Annotated in this window: 14 protein-coding genes and 2 pseudogenes; 8 read left to right on the top strand and 8 right to left on the bottom strand. The window is 39.6% G+C overall.

Translation table 11 applies throughout. From position 1 onward, the window contains the following. Positions 1–42: 42 nt before the first annotated feature. The gene (locus tag Xentx_RS06245) at positions 43–297 is read left to right on the top strand and encodes a helix-turn-helix domain-containing protein (RefSeq protein WP_074019404.1); all 255 of its coding nucleotides are present in this window, start codon (positions 43–45) and stop codon (positions 295–297) included. Between the two features lie 2 nt (positions 298–299). Then, on the top strand, positions 300–752 hold the full coding sequence (locus tag Xentx_RS06240) for an AraC family transcriptional regulator (protein WP_279625081.1): 453 nt from the start codon (positions 300–302) through the stop codon (positions 750–752). Positions 753–1,230: 478 nt separating this feature from the next. Here the strand turns inward: Xentx_RS06240 and Xentx_RS06235 are convergent, their stop codons facing one another. Then, entirely contained in the window at positions 1,231–1,866 is a 636-nt protein-coding gene (locus tag Xentx_RS06235; RefSeq protein WP_074019402.1) for a helix-turn-helix domain-containing protein, read from the bottom strand. A 383-nt stretch (positions 1,867–2,249) separates the two neighbouring features. Between Xentx_RS06235 and Xentx_RS06230 the strand changes: the two genes are divergently transcribed. Both Xentx_RS06230 and Xentx_RS06225 read left to right on the top strand, forming a co-directional pair. Continuing rightward, positions 2,250–2,945, top strand: coding sequence for a helix-turn-helix transcriptional regulator (locus tag Xentx_RS06230; RefSeq protein ID WP_074019401.1), 696 nt, complete (start codon positions 2,250–2,252; stop codon positions 2,943–2,945). 24 nt (positions 2,946–2,969) lie between these two features. Further along, complete coding sequence (locus Xentx_RS06225; RefSeq protein ID WP_139292439.1) at positions 2,970–4,250, top strand: cytosine permease; 1,281 nt, start codon at positions 2,970–2,972, stop codon at positions 4,248–4,250. A gap of 46 nt (positions 4,251–4,296) precedes the next feature. Here the strand turns inward: Xentx_RS06225 and Xentx_RS06220 are convergent. From Xentx_RS06220 to iolG, 3 genes and pseudogenes are all read right to left on the bottom strand, one after another. Next, positions 4,297–4,512 (bottom strand): annotated as a pseudogene (locus Xentx_RS06220) (5-deoxy-glucuronate isomerase); the annotation flags it as partial. Positions 4,513–4,983: 471 nt separating this feature from the next. Beyond that, positions 4,984–6,327 carry a solute:sodium symporter family transporter gene (locus tag Xentx_RS06215; RefSeq protein WP_244149828.1) on the bottom strand — a complete coding sequence of 448 codons (1,344 nt, stop codon included), beginning with the start codon at positions 6,325–6,327 and terminating at the stop codon, positions 4,984–4,986. 145 nt (positions 6,328–6,472) lie between these two features. After that, positions 6,473–7,459, bottom strand: coding sequence for an inositol 2-dehydrogenase (iolG, locus tag Xentx_RS06210; protein WP_074019399.1), 987 nt, complete (start codon positions 7,457–7,459; stop codon positions 6,473–6,475). A gap of 278 nt (positions 7,460–7,737) precedes the next feature. Between iolG and Xentx_RS06205 the strand changes: the two genes are divergently transcribed. The 3 genes from Xentx_RS06205 (at position 7,738) to Xentx_RS06195 (ending at position 10,175) form a co-directional block, all read left to right on the top strand. Further along, a complete protein-coding gene (locus Xentx_RS06205) occupies positions 7,738–8,742 on the top strand; it encodes a serine hydrolase domain-containing protein (RefSeq protein WP_074019398.1) in 1,005 nt (334 codons plus the stop codon). A 48-nt stretch (positions 8,743–8,790) separates the two neighbouring features. Continuing rightward, entirely contained in the window at positions 8,791–8,931 is a 141-nt protein-coding gene (locus Xentx_RS20075) for an IS1 family transposase (RefSeq protein WP_083600891.1), read from the top strand. A gap of 257 nt (positions 8,932–9,188) precedes the next feature. Beyond that, positions 9,189–10,175, top strand: a complete 987-nt coding sequence (locus Xentx_RS06195; RefSeq protein ID WP_074019397.1) for a glycosyltransferase family 2 protein — start codon at positions 9,189–9,191, stop codon at positions 10,173–10,175. A gap of 72 nt (positions 10,176–10,247) precedes the next feature. Here Xentx_RS06195 and iolD read toward each other — a convergent pair whose 3' ends face one another. The 3 genes and pseudogenes from iolD to Xentx_RS20070 form a co-directional block, all read right to left on the bottom strand. Continuing rightward, entirely contained in the window at positions 10,248–12,182 is a 1,935-nt protein-coding gene (gene iolD, locus Xentx_RS06190) for a 3D-(3,5/4)-trihydroxycyclohexane-1,2-dione acylhydrolase (decyclizing) (protein ID WP_208607547.1), read from the bottom strand. Positions 12,183–12,256: 74 nt separating this feature from the next. Beyond that, a pseudogene (locus Xentx_RS06185) lies at positions 12,257–12,874 on the bottom strand (aldehyde dehydrogenase family protein); the annotation flags it as partial. Next, a complete protein-coding gene (locus Xentx_RS20070; RefSeq protein WP_415843295.1) occupies positions 12,795–13,067 on the bottom strand; it encodes an aldehyde dehydrogenase family protein in 273 nt (90 codons plus the stop codon). The pseudogene Xentx_RS06185 and the gene Xentx_RS20070, both read right to left, overlap by 80 nt. Before the next feature lie 164 nt (positions 13,068–13,231). Here Xentx_RS20070 and Xentx_RS06180 point away from each other — a divergent pair, with 164 nt between their 5' ends. Then, positions 13,232–14,056 (top strand): MurR/RpiR family transcriptional regulator, encoded by an 825-nt coding sequence (locus Xentx_RS06180; protein WP_074019395.1) that lies wholly within the window; start codon positions 13,232–13,234, stop codon positions 14,054–14,056. 141 nt (positions 14,057–14,197) lie between these two features. Here Xentx_RS06180 and Xentx_RS06175 read toward each other — a convergent pair whose 3' ends face one another. Continuing rightward, the gene (locus Xentx_RS06175) at positions 14,198–14,965 is read right to left on the bottom strand and encodes an SDR family oxidoreductase (protein WP_074019394.1); all 768 of its coding nucleotides are present in this window, start codon (positions 14,963–14,965) and stop codon (positions 14,198–14,200) included. Between the last annotated feature and the right edge of the window lie 394 nt (positions 14,966–15,359).

The following is a 15,359-nucleotide window of genomic DNA, read 5'->3' as shown; positions in this document are numbered from 1 at the left end:
GGAGACTATATAACATCCCCTTGTACCAGATAGGTTGGATATATGACGATGATTAAACAACGATTAAATGCCCTTCTCCATTACATTGATAAACATATCGATACACATATGGATGGAGAAAGTTTGAGTAACATTGCAGCTTGTTCCAAGTACCACTTTCACAGATTATTTTCCGCAAATTATGGTATCGGTGCTGCTGCATATATCAGGCAAATTCGATTGAAGAGAGCTATTTATGAGCTGGCATATAACGATAATTCAGTAATCGATATGAGAAATTATCTCTTGTTGAAGTAAAAATCGTCAATTTTCCAGAAACCACTGTGGCAGTTATGGAACACAAAGGTTCACCATCAAATATTGGCAACACAATTAGGGAGTTCAAGGAGTGGAGAATAAGTAACAAATTATCCCCAGAGCGTTACCGAACTTTTAATCTTGTTTATGCAGATCCTGCAAACATTGCTCCACAAGAATATCAGTTTGATTTATGTGTAGAAGTTTCGTCGAAGTTTGAGGTTAAGAACGCAAAAATCATACTAAAGACCATTCCATCAGGAAAATGTGCTTATATTAGATACACTGGCTCAGATGATGGAATAACCTCCATAGTCAATTATTTGTATACAAATTGGTTATCAGAACACAATCAAGAAGTTCGGGATTTTCCACTATTTTTTGAACGGGTAAAGTTGTTTCCAACCGTGACTGAAGCCGAAGCTGTCACTGATATTTACCTGCCCCTAGCGTAAGACGTCTTGTAAGTTATTGCTAAGTTAGCTTGTATATATTGGCTTGATGATAGTTCCAGTCTCTTAATCAGATACCTCCGATTAAGAGACTGGCTACTATACATTGCCCTGGTGTGGGCGAGTAACATTTTAATTCAAAATAACGAAAATAATTTGTCTGCATAGAAGGAGAAGTGTCTCCCTAATCTAATGTTCAGACAAAATATAAATTTTATCTTATGTTTTGATAATGAAATTAATACACCAGACAAATATCAAAATCAACATATAAAAACACAAATGTTGATTTTTATGATGAACAAGTGTGTCATTATTTAATGATGAATAAACAAAAAAACAAATAAATAAAATTAACTTACTGATATTATTAAATATTATTTAAACCATGATATATCTGTTGTCAATAGCAAGGCAAAAAACAAGCATATTATTTACCTCATATATAACATGGTTATTAACCACTAAGTTGTATAAATATTCACATGATAAATCTATGTGACAAGGGGGTTTTCCCATATCTAAACCGTTCTTCCACTATATCTCCAATGATTATCCAATTATCCAGATTCTCTCTATTCGATTCTTTGAGATGAAACTGCTGCTGTTTTGGATCGAAACCTAGTTTAGGATTGTTATTCTGGTAATTACCTCTCCTGATTATTAATAAATCTCCTTCATTATGTTTACCTGATAAATCATCCTCAAGTAAAACGGCAACAATATTAGGCCCTGTGCCAAAATAATAGGTCAGTTGCCTGCCAACAATTAGGGAGCCTATTTTACCGTCCAAAAATTCAGAAGTAATACATTCAGATTGCATAAATAATGGAACAGCACAGGGATTCATGTTCCCTTCATAAGAAACGATCCCATCCAAACGCTCTTTTTCTGCGATATCAGTTGATTCAATTTCACTATATGATATGCCAAAGAAATTGGAGATTTTCTGTATTGTGGAAGAGTGAACGTTTTGAACCCTATCTTCTAAGATATTATAAATAGTTGTACGATTAAGACCTGTTTGCTCACAGAGCGATACTCTTGTTTCCCCTCTGGAATCAAGCAAATATTGTAAATTTTTTCTCAGGTGTTCCATTTTTTGCTTCTTATACATACTAACGCCCAGAAAAATATATAACTAGCTAATTTATATTAATTTTTAGACTAATCTCTTTTTATAAAGACAAGAAAGGGTGAAAAACACCCTTGCCATTGAGCAGTAAATGTGATAGCAATTTTTCGTGAATGCAATTATTTAATAAAAATTAAAAATTATTTAATATAGAAAATATTAATTGAGTAAGTTATATTTTAGGAGAGATTAGCAAAAAAGCAGAAAAAAATAGAGGAAATATGACTTATTCCGGTATTTTAGATTTCTATTTACCAATTACCTTGAAAAATTAACGTTGATGAATATGGAATCAATAAAAGTAGAAAAATAAATATAAACATCCTTATTTGCAATGAATAAACTAACAATTATTTGAGATAAAGATGAGCTTATCCTATAAAAATAATGAACCCTATTTCAAAGGGCTAATTGCCATGATGGAACATCTCAGCGATCCTTGGGGTATTAAGGATTTGGGCTCCAGACATATCTATATGAATAAAGCGGCTTATCTTTACACCAACACACCAAAATACTTTGACATTGAAGGTAAGCTAGACTGTGAATTTCCAACTGATTGGTCTGACGACCAATTTTCACAAGATCTCAAAGAACATGACCGGAGAACCGAGGAATCAAAAGATAGAGTTTCCATTATCGAAACACATTATTGGTATGGAAAAATCAGTTTGACCCCTTTTATCAGTGAAAAATTTCCCGTGTATAACGATGAAAAAGAGTGCATTGGGATAGTTTGGAATGCTAAACCACTAAATAACCTCTCTCCCTTAAAATACATTAATCGCCACAAACCCAGCACACTCACCACAGAAGCGACTACAGACCTGTTTACTCGTAGTGAGCTGGATATCATCTTCTTCATGCTGCAAAGACGCACAAATAAGGAAATTGCCCAAATATACAACGTGAGCCATAAAACAATAGAAAATAGAGTTTATAACATCTATCAAAAAGCGAATGTTCATTCACTCCAGCAATTTGAGGAGTTTTGTAGACACCTACAATTAGATAGCTACATCCCAGAACGTCTAATTGAAAAAGGCGTTCTATTTCTCTAAAAAAAGTCAAAAAAAGTGATGGTGATACTAAAAATTGAGCACTGTCCACTAAAGCGGGTACCACAAACACAACGTGTATCACTGTTAAGCGTGGCTATTGTGCATATGGGCATGTTGACGGCATTGGATCAATTTATGCTTGGAGCTGTGCTCGGTGACTCGATGGCTTTGATCGATGCCTTTATTGCTATTTTTATTGGCAGCTTGCTCTTCGGTATTGTCACGTTTGGGCTTGGTTTTGCGGGAATGCGCGAAGGCTTATCCGGCAGCCTATTAGCTCGGTGGTGTGGTTTTGGCCGCATAGGGTCTGTATTAATTGGCCTCATGGTTGCAATCAGCTTATTAGGCTGGTTTGGTATCCAAAATGCAATTTTCGCCCATTCCCTTAATTTTGCCTCCGGCGATAGACTCGGGTTTGGCTGGGCTGCGGCGTTCTCTGGCACTTTGTTGACAATACTGGTCGCCTTTGGTTTTAAGGCATTGCGTTTTACCGCCAGAATCGCTGTTCCTCTGTTTATTTTGCTGATTGCTTATATCTCCACTACCGTGCTATCTGGCAATACTGGTCAACAGCTACATGAGATTATCAAGTTACCTCATTATGGTGACACTTTAACCATTAGTGCGGGTATCACGATTGTCGTGGGTGGTGCGATTGTTGCAAGCTTAATGACGCCTGATCTGACTCGCTACACCAAATCAGGCAAGCATGTTTTGGGGATCACCTTGCTGACCATTATTGTGGGAGAATTTGTGATTAATGGCTTGGCTATCCTTATCGCAAAAGCTCTGAATACATCAGATGTTGTTACTATTATGTCGCAAGCCGCAGGAGGCGCGGGGCTTTTAGCTGTCGTTTTCTCCACATTGAGGGTCAACGACTTGAACCTGTATTCTTCATCATTAGGCATTATCAACGCCGTAGAGGGTATTACTGGCAAAAAACTCCGTTATCCCCCAACAACCGCAGTGATTGGAATATTTGGAACGCTACTTTCTATTCTGGGTATCCTGGAACGGTTTGTGGATTTCCTGACTGTATTAGGCGTTGTTTTCCCACCCATTATTGGAATTATGTTGGTTGATTACTATATTCTGCGTTCCCATCGCAAGGTGTTGGATGAGAGCCGAGAACAAGGCATACTTCCGTATGAAACGCCAACTATCGGCTGGGCTGCCATTATTGCCAGTGTTATAGGCAGCGTGATTGGTCTGGAAGCAGAATGGGGTGTTCCAGCAATTAATTCATTATTGCTAGCGAGCTTAACCTATGGGCTATTTAAGTCAGTTTGTAAACATGTTTAGCATAATGCATCTATGATGATATTGCTCCCCGAATGGGGAGCAATACTTAACGGCTAGCATGTTTCTCTGCATATTCTTTACCATTAACCCATTGATGATCTTTTTCCCAGGTAAATAACCATTTGCGTGTCGGGCCAGCCATAACATTGAGGTAGTAACTGTCATAACCCGCGATGGTAGCCACGGGATGATACCCTTTTGGCACCATCACTACATCCTTGTTATAAACCGCCATTGTTTCATCCAACGAGCGATCGTCGGTAGGCGTGCAAATATCAACAACATCAATATTCGGATCAGCAACTAATTCGCGCCAGTCACCTGTCGAGCGCCTAAAATCGAGTGCTTTTGCCTGATTGCCAGCATGTTTTGCAGTCACATCAGCAACCATTTCACGTATCAATCGACCCCTGAGCGGAAATACTGTATTAGGTATGCTCTCCAGCTAACCAACTGAAATTTATCGTAAATACACCTTACCCTTTATGTGAAACATTTATTCCAAATTAAATTTAAATTTCAATTCGTAATCCAGTAAGGACAATAAAGGGGTTGTGTCAGGGAAAATCAGCTTTTATTTTTTCGAAATAACTCCCTGCCTGTCTGGTAGAAAAAATAACCCAATATGCAGGCTGCAAATACATAATAGAGCGCCATCACATAAGCTGGCACGTTCTCGGCAAGGAAAATATACATGGAGACAACAATCAGTGTAATTAGACACCCTGCCGGTTTAACCATCGACCAAGGTGTAATATCCACCTGTTCTGTATACACTTCCTGATAAGATTCGGCAGGGAAAAAATACCCAATCGTCAACATGAAAATGATATTCACGACAAACAGAATGCCAACTAAATGGAAGAAGTGAATATTGAATTTCAGGATAAAGTGACAAATGATGTAAGCCGACATACCAAACAAAAGCCCCAATTTTGCTGCAATTGGGGGAACCCGTTTTGGCTTCAGTGGCATTCGGATTGATTCGCGGCTTGTAAATATTGACGGTAAATAAGGTCACGGAAGAGTTCAGACCACCGCTGAATGTCGAAAATACGGCTCCCACAACTACTGCTGCAAAGAAACCAACCAGAACTTTGGGTAATACCAGTTGCACTAACGCAGGATAAGCATTATCTGGATTATCTATTTGACCATTAAAAATATGGAATGCAATTATCCCTGGTAAGATAATAATGGAAGGAATAATGAGCTTAAATAAAGCACATAGCATTACGCCTTTTTGCCCTTCAGCCAGGTTCTTGGCGCCCAATGATTTTTGCACAATGGATTGATTGGTACACCAAAAGAACATATTAGAGATAAGCAGCCCCGTGAACAGAGTCGAGAATGGAACAAGTGAATCTTCACTGCCGATGGAATTAAACTTCTCTGGGTGGGTCTGATAGACATCATTTAATCCTTTCCATACACTGCCATCTCCCACATACAACAGGGCAAATACCGTTACCATCAAGCCGCCCACAATCAAGCCTACGCCATTAATGGTATCGGCCACTGCAATCGCTTTGATCCCACCAAAGATTGCGTAAATTGCCCCCAATCCTCCCACGCCCCAAACCATGATCCAGAGTGCCGTGGTTTTATCGACCTGAAAAACCCGGGAAACCTGAAACAGACTTTCCAGAGCAATCGCGCCGGTATACAGAACGATAGGTAATAATGAGATCACATACATCGCCAAAAATAGAATTGAGGTAATTAGCAACGTATTTTTGTCAAACCGACGCTCAAGATATTCAGGAATGGTCGAAATGCCTAATTTCAGATATTTCGGCAAGAAGTAAATAGCAAATAGGGCAATAGTTAGAGCCGCAATCACTTCCCACGCCATAACAATTAATCCAGTTCTGAACGCCAGTCCATTCAGGCCGACCAAATGTTCTGTAGACAGATTCATAAGTAACATGGAGCTACCGATATATATTCCAGTTAAGGAACGCCCACCAAGAAAATAACCTTCGGTCGAATCACTTAATTGTTTGTTTCGCGTTTTATAATAAGCAAACCCGGCTACCAATAAGGTAAAGCCAATAAAAGAAAGAAAAGCTAACATATATCCTCCACCCTGATTAACCGTTTTCAACGCCTTGAAATCTATTTTGGGGATAAACGGTCTGTCACAGTTACGGTGGCTGGAACAGATATGGTAATTCTGATGAAATAAATGTTCCAGCAATGTTTATTATTGAATTTTATGGTTATAGTTTGATTTTTTTACCGGATTGCAAGGATTCAAACGCTTTGTCTGCGAGGTATAGAGCCCGTTCTCCATCAATACCACTAGTTTCAGGCATTGCCCTTCCAGCCATGACATCAACAAAATGGCTCCATTCTGCGATGTATGCCTCACGGTAACGTTGCAAAAAGAAATGCTCTGGCTTCGCGGTGGTACAACCGTTTTCTCCCCAGAACTCCACACTGTTTTCCTTTATATTTCCGGCAGTCAGAAGTCCCTTCTCACCATGTAGTTCTAATCGTTGATCGTAACCATAACCAGAACGACGGCTATTGGTGATAGTTGCCATTGCCCCCGATGGAAATTTCATGACAATAAATGCAGTATCTATGTCGCCAGCCGTACCTATAGCAGGGTCAACAAGATTGCTTCCCTGAGCATAAATAGCACATGGTTCCTCACCAAGAATAAAACGCGCCATATCTAAGTCATGAATGGTCATGTCTCTGAACATACCACCAGACACACGAACATATTCTGCGGGTGGCGGGGAAGGATCACGGGAGATAATAAGTAAGGATTCTGCCTTACCAACCGTTCCTGCATCAAACAGGTTTTTCAGCCGACGAAATTGCGGATCGTAGCGACGATTAAACCCGACAAACAGAGGAACCTGACACTCTTTTACCGTCGCAAGACACTGATGAACTCGTTCAAGATCAAGGTGAACCGGTTTCTCGCAGAAAACCATTTTATTGTGTCGGGCAGCCAGTTCTATCAGATCGGCATGGGTGTCCGTTGCTGACGCAATCAGCACACCATGAACATCAGGATCTGACATCGCTTCTTCGGTAGTCTGTATTTTGGCCTGATATTGATGTGCCAATGTCTTAGCACTTGTCAGATGTGGATCTATCACAGAATAGAGGTGAGTTTCTTTATGGTTAGCAATGTTAACAGCGTGAACCTTCCCAATTCGCCCAGCGCCAAATAATGCAATATTGAACATGAATGCTCCTTGATACCTTGGTATCTGCTTTTTGGTGTGGATGAAAACATATCAAATAAAATATTTATTTCAATTTTGTTTTATTTGAAAATTTTATTTTTTAGAGCTGGCTCATATAACTTTCATCTGGGAACACCTTGCCAATAATTTCCTTCATGATTTATTTCTCAATATTGTCATTTTAGGTAAATTATAGTTTTTTTTCGTAAATATGATTTTTTAATAAATTTAAAAAGCTAGATTGCCATTTTTCATAAAAATATTTTCTAAGGCTATGCATGCAAGATTTCTTAATAAACAAAATGAGTTTATCCGTAAATAGTGAAACTCTTGAACATATACATGCGTTATTGATTAGCCAAGGAGGAACATTATTGGCAGAAGAATATTTCTCAGGTCATGACGAAGTATGGGGTGAAGATATTGGCAAAATAGATTTCAATAAAGATACCTTACATGACATAAGATCAGTGACAAAAAGCATTGTCTCTATTTTATATGGCATAGCTATGGAATATCAGCAGGTTCCTCATTTAGGAAGCCCGATAATTGAGCACTTCCCCGAATATCGCAAAGATGCTAATTTCGATCATATTAATATAGAACATGCGCTTACTATGACAATGGGCATAGAGTGGAATGAAAATTGCCCTTATCATGATATCAGCAATGATGAAATAGGTATGGAATTGGCACAGGATAGATATGGATATATTTTTTCCAAAGCAGTGACAGGTAGAGCTGGTGAAACATGGTGTTACTCGGGGGGAAGTACTGCTCTCTTAGGTCGCATAATAGAAAAATATACGCATTGCACTTTGCCTGAATTTGCCAATAAAGTATTGTTTAAGGAATTAGGTATTACGAACTTTAAATGGCATAAAGGAATAGATGGCGTCGCATCTGCGGCTTCTGGATTACGTCTAACTGCGAGAGATTTATTGAAGATAGGTCAGTTGATATTAAATAAAGGCAGATGGTCAGGAAATGACATTGTTCCTGCCATATGGATAAAAGAATCTATTACCCCCCGATTTTTCACAGGGACAGAACATTATGGCTATCTTTGGTATATTGATCAATATAAATCCCCTGTAAGTGGTCATACATATGATTGGTACGCGGCATTTGGCAATGGTGGACAGATATTATTGATTATCCCTGATCTAGAATCTGTTATTGTTATTTTCAGTGGCGAATATAATAAAGTTGACATATGGAACAGTTTATTTTCCTTGTTAGAAGAAATTATATTCCCTAGGCTAGAGGAATTATTTTATTGATATCATATCTTCTTGAATTTACTCATATTAGCGTAGCCACCAGCCAGCATGCGCGATATGGTTTTATGCCGCAATACCTACAACAAAATCAGACAAAAAGTGAGCACCTACGTTTTTAGCCCAAGGACAAAGAAGACATTGATGCATTTGATGGCCTTGCTGACACCTTTCAATATTGTGGTTACATGACCGATGAGAAGCTTTAAAAACCAAACAGTTACGAGTATTTTCGATTAATAATTAGGAATTAAAGATAGTGCAAATTAAACAATAAGCCTTGTTTACTGATAATCATTTCTATCTCTTATTAGTGAGACGAAATTCTCACTAGTTTGGGCTATGCAGTTGAAAAAACCTGCTAATATTTTACTAAATAGAATTTAGTACAGAAAATTCAAATAAATATATTTATACAAGTAATGGTATGAATAGTAAATGGAGCATATATGAGTAACAATAAATTGGTTTCGATTATAATTCCAGCATACAACTCTCAAGATTGCATAAGCAGAGCAATTAATAGTGTGCTAAATCAAACATATAAGGATATTGAAATTATCATCATTAATGACGGCTCAATTGATAAAACAATAGATATTTGTAAGAATTATGCTAAAAATCACAAAAATATCAAATATATATCACAAGACAATAAAGGAGTATCCTCCGCCAGGAATAAGGGCATTTCTTTGTCTACAGGTTATTATATTTGTTTTCTTGATAGCGATGATACGTATGAACCTTCTTTCATTGAAAAATTAATAGAACAAGTGGAGTTAAATAACAGTGATTTCTCTTATTGTTCATTTAACAGTCTACATAAAGACCAAAAATTAGAGGCTTCAAAAGCCTATCAAAACTCCTATAACATTATACTGGATTTTTTAAATTTTGATTATTTTAATATATGTTGCTTATTGATAAGAAATGATTTCTTAAAGGGAAAAAGAATAACTTTTGATGAAAAACTCCCTATTGGAGAAGATGTACTTTTTATTTTGGAATGTATTTGTCATGGTTCTTATTCTTATGTACCAATGCATTTATATAACTACATATATAGAAACGGATCTATAATGAACAAAAAATGGACAACCAATGATTACTTAAAAGAAATAGAGGCGTGGGAAAAAATAAATACAAAACTAAATGAATTATATAATAAAAAAGACAAACATGATATTTTAAAAAAAACCAGGGCAAAAAAATCAAGCCTACAGATACAGTTTATGTGGAAACTATTATCATCAGGAATGTATAAAGAACTTAACAATTACATTTCCAAGTTCAGTTATGAAAAAGATGATTTAAACTTAACAAAAAAACCCAAAAAAATGAAATTCAGATTAAAATTAATCTTGTCAAAAAATAGATTCATTTGGTCTATTTCAAGGATATTATTAACTCATAGAAAAAATACCATATCTGACTAAGTAAAAATCTTATAACTCTTTAAACAATCAATAACATATAAGGCCTGAATAAACAGGCCATTACGTTATCGGCTAATACTGACGCGCTTTTTTCTCCACGTATTCCCTGATTTTTTCCGCTGATGCAGCAATTTCTGGATTATCAGCAAGCTGCGCAGTTCCTGTTCTCCACCATGATGCATAATCATGTGTCATGGTTTTGGGCAGTACTTTAATATCGATTAGCGTCGCACATGGCTGCTTCTGCGCATCCTGCAATGCTGCGATCAGTTGTTGTTCATCATGCACCCGATAGCTTTTACAACCATAACTTTCCGCATTCTTGGCAAAATCCACCGATATCAAAGCGCCGTCCAACCTGCCATTTTGCTGATTACGATAACGATTTTCCGTGGCAAAACTTCCCATGCCTTGGCTCATTTGTAAGTTATTGATGCAACCAAATCCCGCATTATCAAACAGTAGCACGGTGATCTTAATGTTTTCCTGAATAGCCGTTTGTAATTCACTGTTTAACATCAAATATGAACCATCACCGACCATTGCGTAAACTGGCTGTTCAGGACAAGCGAGTTTTGCCCCCAATGATGCAGCAATTTCATATCCCATACAGGAATAGCCATATTCAAGGTGATAAGTATCAGGCACTTTCGGTTGCCAAACACGCTGTAAATCTCCCGGCAGAGAACCCGCAGCCCCCACAATGATAGCGTTGGGTTCCAAATACTGATCCATCAAGCCAAGCACACGGGTTTGAGTCAGATTGGTTTGCAACGTTTCGCTGTACTCTTCCAATTTTTCATCCAAATGCCCCGCGATCTCCGGCTTAAATCCAGCCTGATATTGAATGGAAAATAATCGTTTCAATTCCCGTTGCCAATTTGCCTTCGCCTGAACAATTTCTTGCTGCCACTCTGAACGCCATTCTGTTTTTGACAGTGCCTGTGTGATGGCATTGAGTCCTTCCCTGGCATCTGCCAGTACACCTACGGCATCTAGTTTGCAGGCGTCAAACTCTGCTACATTGATGGTAAGGAATTCCACTTCCGGGTGTTGGAACAGTGATTTTGAGGCCGTCGTAAAATCGGTAAAACGGGTGCCAACACCAATAATCAAATCGGCTTCCTTAGCAAGCTGGTTCGCCGCCAAACAACCCGTTGTGCCAATGCCGCCGCAATTCAGTGGATGGGCAGCCACAACCGTACTTTTTCCCGCCTGAGTTTCAGTAAATGGGATATGGAAGGTTTCAGCAAAATGGCGGAAAGCTTCATGAGCTTCGGAGTAACGTACACCACCACCACAAATCAACAGCGGCTTTCTCTTGCGCTGAATCAGTGTAATTGCCTCTTGAATACGCACCTGAGAAGCTGGACGGCGTTCAATCTGGTGAACCCGTTTCTGGAAGAAGTAATCTGGGTAATCCCATACTTCTCCCTGAACATCTTGCGGAAGGCAGATCGTGACAGCACCCGTATCTGCCGGATCTGTTAATACTCGCATAGCGTGCAACATGGCTGTCATCAATTGCTCTGGCCGCGAAATGCGATCCCAATAACGGGATACCGGACGGAAGCAATCATTGGTGCTAATGGTGCCATCGCCATATTGTTCAATCTGCTGTAAAACGGGATCAGGCTGGCGGCAAGCAAAGGTATCTCCCGGCAATAATAGTAATGGAATACGGTTCGCTGTTGCCGTTGCAGCAGCCGTCACCATATTGGCCGCCCCAGGCCCGACAGAAGAGGTTACGGCAAAAATCTGCCGACGCTTTTTCTGTTTGGCAAATCCCGTCGCAATATGTGCCATTCCCTGTTCATTACAGCCCTGATAAACGCGAAGATGTCCCGATTCCTGTTCCAATGCCTGCCCTAAACCCACCACATTACCATGACCAAATATCGTGAGCACACCTCGAATAAAAGGGTATTCTTCTCCATCAACATTGATATATTGCTGGTTAAGGAATTTGATCAAGGCTTGAGCCATTGTCATTTTCTGCGTGTTTATTGCTCTGTTCTTCATAGGATAGCTACTCCATCGTTGGCATCACAAAATGGCTATCGTGATGTTCCAAACGCACACTGGCGTGCCGTTTCGCCATCACAGGTAAATATTGCCGCTCCATTGCCATATTCATGCTGGTTAATCAAGTTCAATGCAGTGTCATAATCCGGTACGCGGACAATGGCAAGCACAGGGCCGAAAATCTCTTCTTTATAGATTTTCATTTCTGGCGTGACATAATCAAACAGCGTCGGTCCCACGAAATAACCATTTTCATGGCCTGCTACCTGATACTCTCGCCCATCAACCAGCAATTTTGCTCCCTGCTCTACTCCACTGCAAATGTAGTCATAAATTTTTGCCCTGTGCTGCTGAGAAATCACTGGCCCCATGTCATTTTCTTTCCCATTGGTAATGCCTATTTCTCGGTTAATACCAGGACCAACTGACATTTGGACTATTTGTTGCCGGAGTTTTTCTACCAATGTATCAGCAACTTCATCCCCAACCGCTACGACAACAGACAATGCCATACAACGCTCTCCTGCCGCACCGAATGCCGCCCCCATGATGGCATTTGCAGCCATGTCCATATCTGCATCTGGCATCAAGACGCTATGGTTCTTTGCACCACCTAATGCCTGACAGCGTTTCCCGTACGCTGATGCAGTGGTATAGACATATTCTGCAATCGGGTTTCAATGGGGGTATTTTTGACCATTCCTGAAAAGCCAGATGGGCAGATTCAATGGCATGTTCAGTCTCATGAACTGTACTCAGGGCAACTTTTCGAATCTCCTGTCCTGTGGCTGGATTGAAAATGAGTGAAATGCGATCACTTTGGCTATCAACGAGTTGCCCGCCAATAAAGTTTTTAATCTGTTCCATTCTGAGCCTCTCTAAATACAATGACCTAAATTTAATTAAGATTGAACTATAAGCGTTTAATCACGATGCTACAGATATATGAAATATATATTTCATTTTCAATTGAATTTGAAATGCTCTTCAATTAATGTGATCAACACGCTATTTTTGCATATGGGGGACTGATGTCTGCTGCGTCTAATCTGAATGAACTTCAAGAACAAGTACGATCCCGTTATGGTGAGTTAAGTAAACGGTTACAACAAGTTGCAAAATATGTACTGGATAATACTAATAGTGTCGCATTTGATACTGTTGCCGTTATTGCCAAAGAAGCCAATGTTCCACCTTCTACCTTGATCCGCTTTGCCAATGCCTTTAATTTCAGTGGATTCAATGAAATGAAACAGCTATTTCGCATGAATTTGGTGGAAGAAACAGCCAGCTATACTGATCGGGCACGGCTGTTTAAAGAGCTGGATAGCGATCATCAAATACCAGAAAATCCTCAGCATATTTTGCAGGAATTTGCCCATTCCAACTCTCAAGCCATGCAACAACTCGCAGCCCGCACACCCGCAGAGGATTTGAATAAGGCAGTGAGTTTACTGGCGAATGCCCACAATATTTACATTATCGGCCTGCGCCGTTCTTTCAGTGTTGCCTCATATCTTGCCTATGCCCTCAGTCATCTGGAATGCCGTCCCCTGCTCATTGATGGCTTAGGTGGTATGTTTCGCGAACAGATGAATATGATTGGCCCTAAAGATGTTGTGGTATCTATCAGTTTTACGCCGTATGCCGAAGAAACGGTGATGGTCAGTGAAAAAGCTGCACAGGCTGGTGCAAGGCAAATTGTCATTACTGATAGCCAAATTAGCCCACTCGCTAGTTTTAGCGATATTTGCTTTGTAGTGAAGGAAGCCCAGGTTGATGCATTCCGTTCTCAATCTGCAACTTTGTGTTTGGTACAATCCTTGGCGGTAGCACTGGCATATCGGCAGGAGTAATGGGGAATTCAGGTAAAAAAGTATCCATAAAACTCGAAATAAGTGTAAAGCGTGATCATATGATAATAAGGCATATTGATCACGCCAAATTATTGCTGCATCAAGCGGTACATGACTACTGTTTATTTACTACACTACGGCTTATTCAAAATCCTTAAAAGTTGGGCCCTGGAAATAAATCGCTTTAATGTGGCAACTACGGGGTTGAGTGATAACAAACCGGATGGTTTCCCACACTGAACGACCATTAAGCAATTGCTCTCCCATTTTTTTCTGATTATCCAGAATTTCATCAAAACCATTAAGTTCAAAGTCAGGTGGATAAAGCCCGGTCACGCGAATATTTTCTTTGCTTAAATGATGGGCCAAGTTCTGGCTAAAACCACTCATAGCATGTTTGGCGGCGAAAAATGCCGGATGAGCGACAGATTCAGTAAATTGGGGAATACCACAAACCGAGACCATAGCAACAATATCGGCACCCTGTGACTGTCGCAGGCTAGGTAATAGCGCTTTGGTCAGCAAGATAGAGCCTGTTATACCTGAATTCACCGTACTAACAATGTCGGCGTCATTGTCACCTTCCCCTAAATACCCTTCCAGCCACTGAGCCGCACTTAAGATCAAAATATCGATGGGTTGATTGTCTTTTAGTAACTGAGTAGCAAAACCACTAACGGACTGAGCGTTACTCATATCACATTGATAACCTCTGGCTATGCCACCTTCACGACGAATAATTTCACATGTTGCTTCTGCACTGGCTAATTGGCGGGCACAGAGATCAACATATGCACCTTCTCGTGCCAACCAAACAGAAACCGCTTGTCCAAAATCGCGTCCTCCGCCTGTTACGACAACCCTTTTACCTTTCAAAACATTCGAACTGTCAGCTTCATTGAATATCATGTTGGCTTTCCTTATATCAGTTATCAAAGCTGGATGAGTAACCGTCACTCTGTCGGTCAGATTTATTGATAATTCACTGTTTAGAAAACCAATCTTACTTGAGAGTTTCCACCATAGTTCTATTATTTTGTGCTATTTTGTGCTCATCGCTCTTATTTGCAGAAGATCACATTCAAGAAAAAAATAAATAAATAAAGAGCCAACCAGCACATACTTTGGCCCAGCCTGCCCTGCATATTCGTCATATTCTATTTCACGACTGACTCAGAGAGCATCCCGAAAATCGAAAATGTTTACATCTGCTAAACTTTAGGCAACAGATAATGTAAATCGTGTGCTCTGGGTTACTGTCATGCTTAACCATCATTCTTAACACCATAAAATCACAACCATC

The sequence above is a fragment of the Xenorhabdus thuongxuanensis genome, assembly GCF_001908095.1.
Classification (GTDB): domain Bacteria; phylum Pseudomonadota; class Gammaproteobacteria; order Enterobacterales; family Enterobacteriaceae; genus Xenorhabdus; species Xenorhabdus thuongxuanensis.
This window is presented reverse-complemented; position numbering and strand designations above follow the sequence as displayed.

What these genes read in the sequence shown, in the direction of transcription:
- Xentx_RS06245 (WP_074019404.1), top strand. Translation starts at nt 43, where the DNA reads ATGACGATGATTAAACAACGATTAAATGCCCTTCTCCATTACATTGAT.
- Xentx_RS06235 (WP_074019402.1), bottom strand. Translation starts at nt 1,866, where the DNA reads ATGTATAAGAAGCAAAAAATGGAACACCTGAGAAAAAATTTACAATAT.
- Xentx_RS06230 (WP_074019401.1), top strand. Translation starts at nt 2,250, where the DNA reads ATGAGCTTATCCTATAAAAATAATGAACCCTATTTCAAAGGGCTAATT.
- Xentx_RS06215 (WP_244149828.1), bottom strand. Translation starts at nt 6,327, where the DNA reads ATGTTAGCTTTTCTTTCTTTTATTGGCTTTACCTTATTGGTAGCCGGG.
- iolG (WP_074019399.1), bottom strand. Translation starts at nt 7,459, where the DNA reads ATGTTCAATATTGCATTATTTGGCGCTGGGCGAATTGGGAAGGTTCAC.
- Xentx_RS06205 (WP_074019398.1), top strand. Translation starts at nt 7,738, where the DNA reads ATGCAAGATTTCTTAATAAACAAAATGAGTTTATCCGTAAATAGTGAA.
- Xentx_RS20075 (WP_083600891.1), top strand. Translation starts at nt 8,791, where the DNA reads ATGCGCGATATGGTTTTATGCCGCAATACCTACAACAAAATCAGACAA.
- Xentx_RS06195 (WP_074019397.1), top strand. Translation starts at nt 9,189, where the DNA reads ATGAGTAACAATAAATTGGTTTCGATTATAATTCCAGCATACAACTCT.
- Xentx_RS20070 (WP_415843295.1), bottom strand. Translation starts at nt 13,067, where the DNA reads ATGGAACAGATTAAAAACTTTATTGGCGGGCAACTCGTTGATAGCCAA.
- Xentx_RS06180 (WP_074019395.1), top strand. Translation starts at nt 13,232, where the DNA reads ATGTCTGCTGCGTCTAATCTGAATGAACTTCAAGAACAAGTACGATCC.
- Xentx_RS06175 (WP_074019394.1), bottom strand. Translation starts at nt 14,965, where the DNA reads ATGATATTCAATGAAGCTGACAGTTCGAATGTTTTGAAAGGTAAAAGG.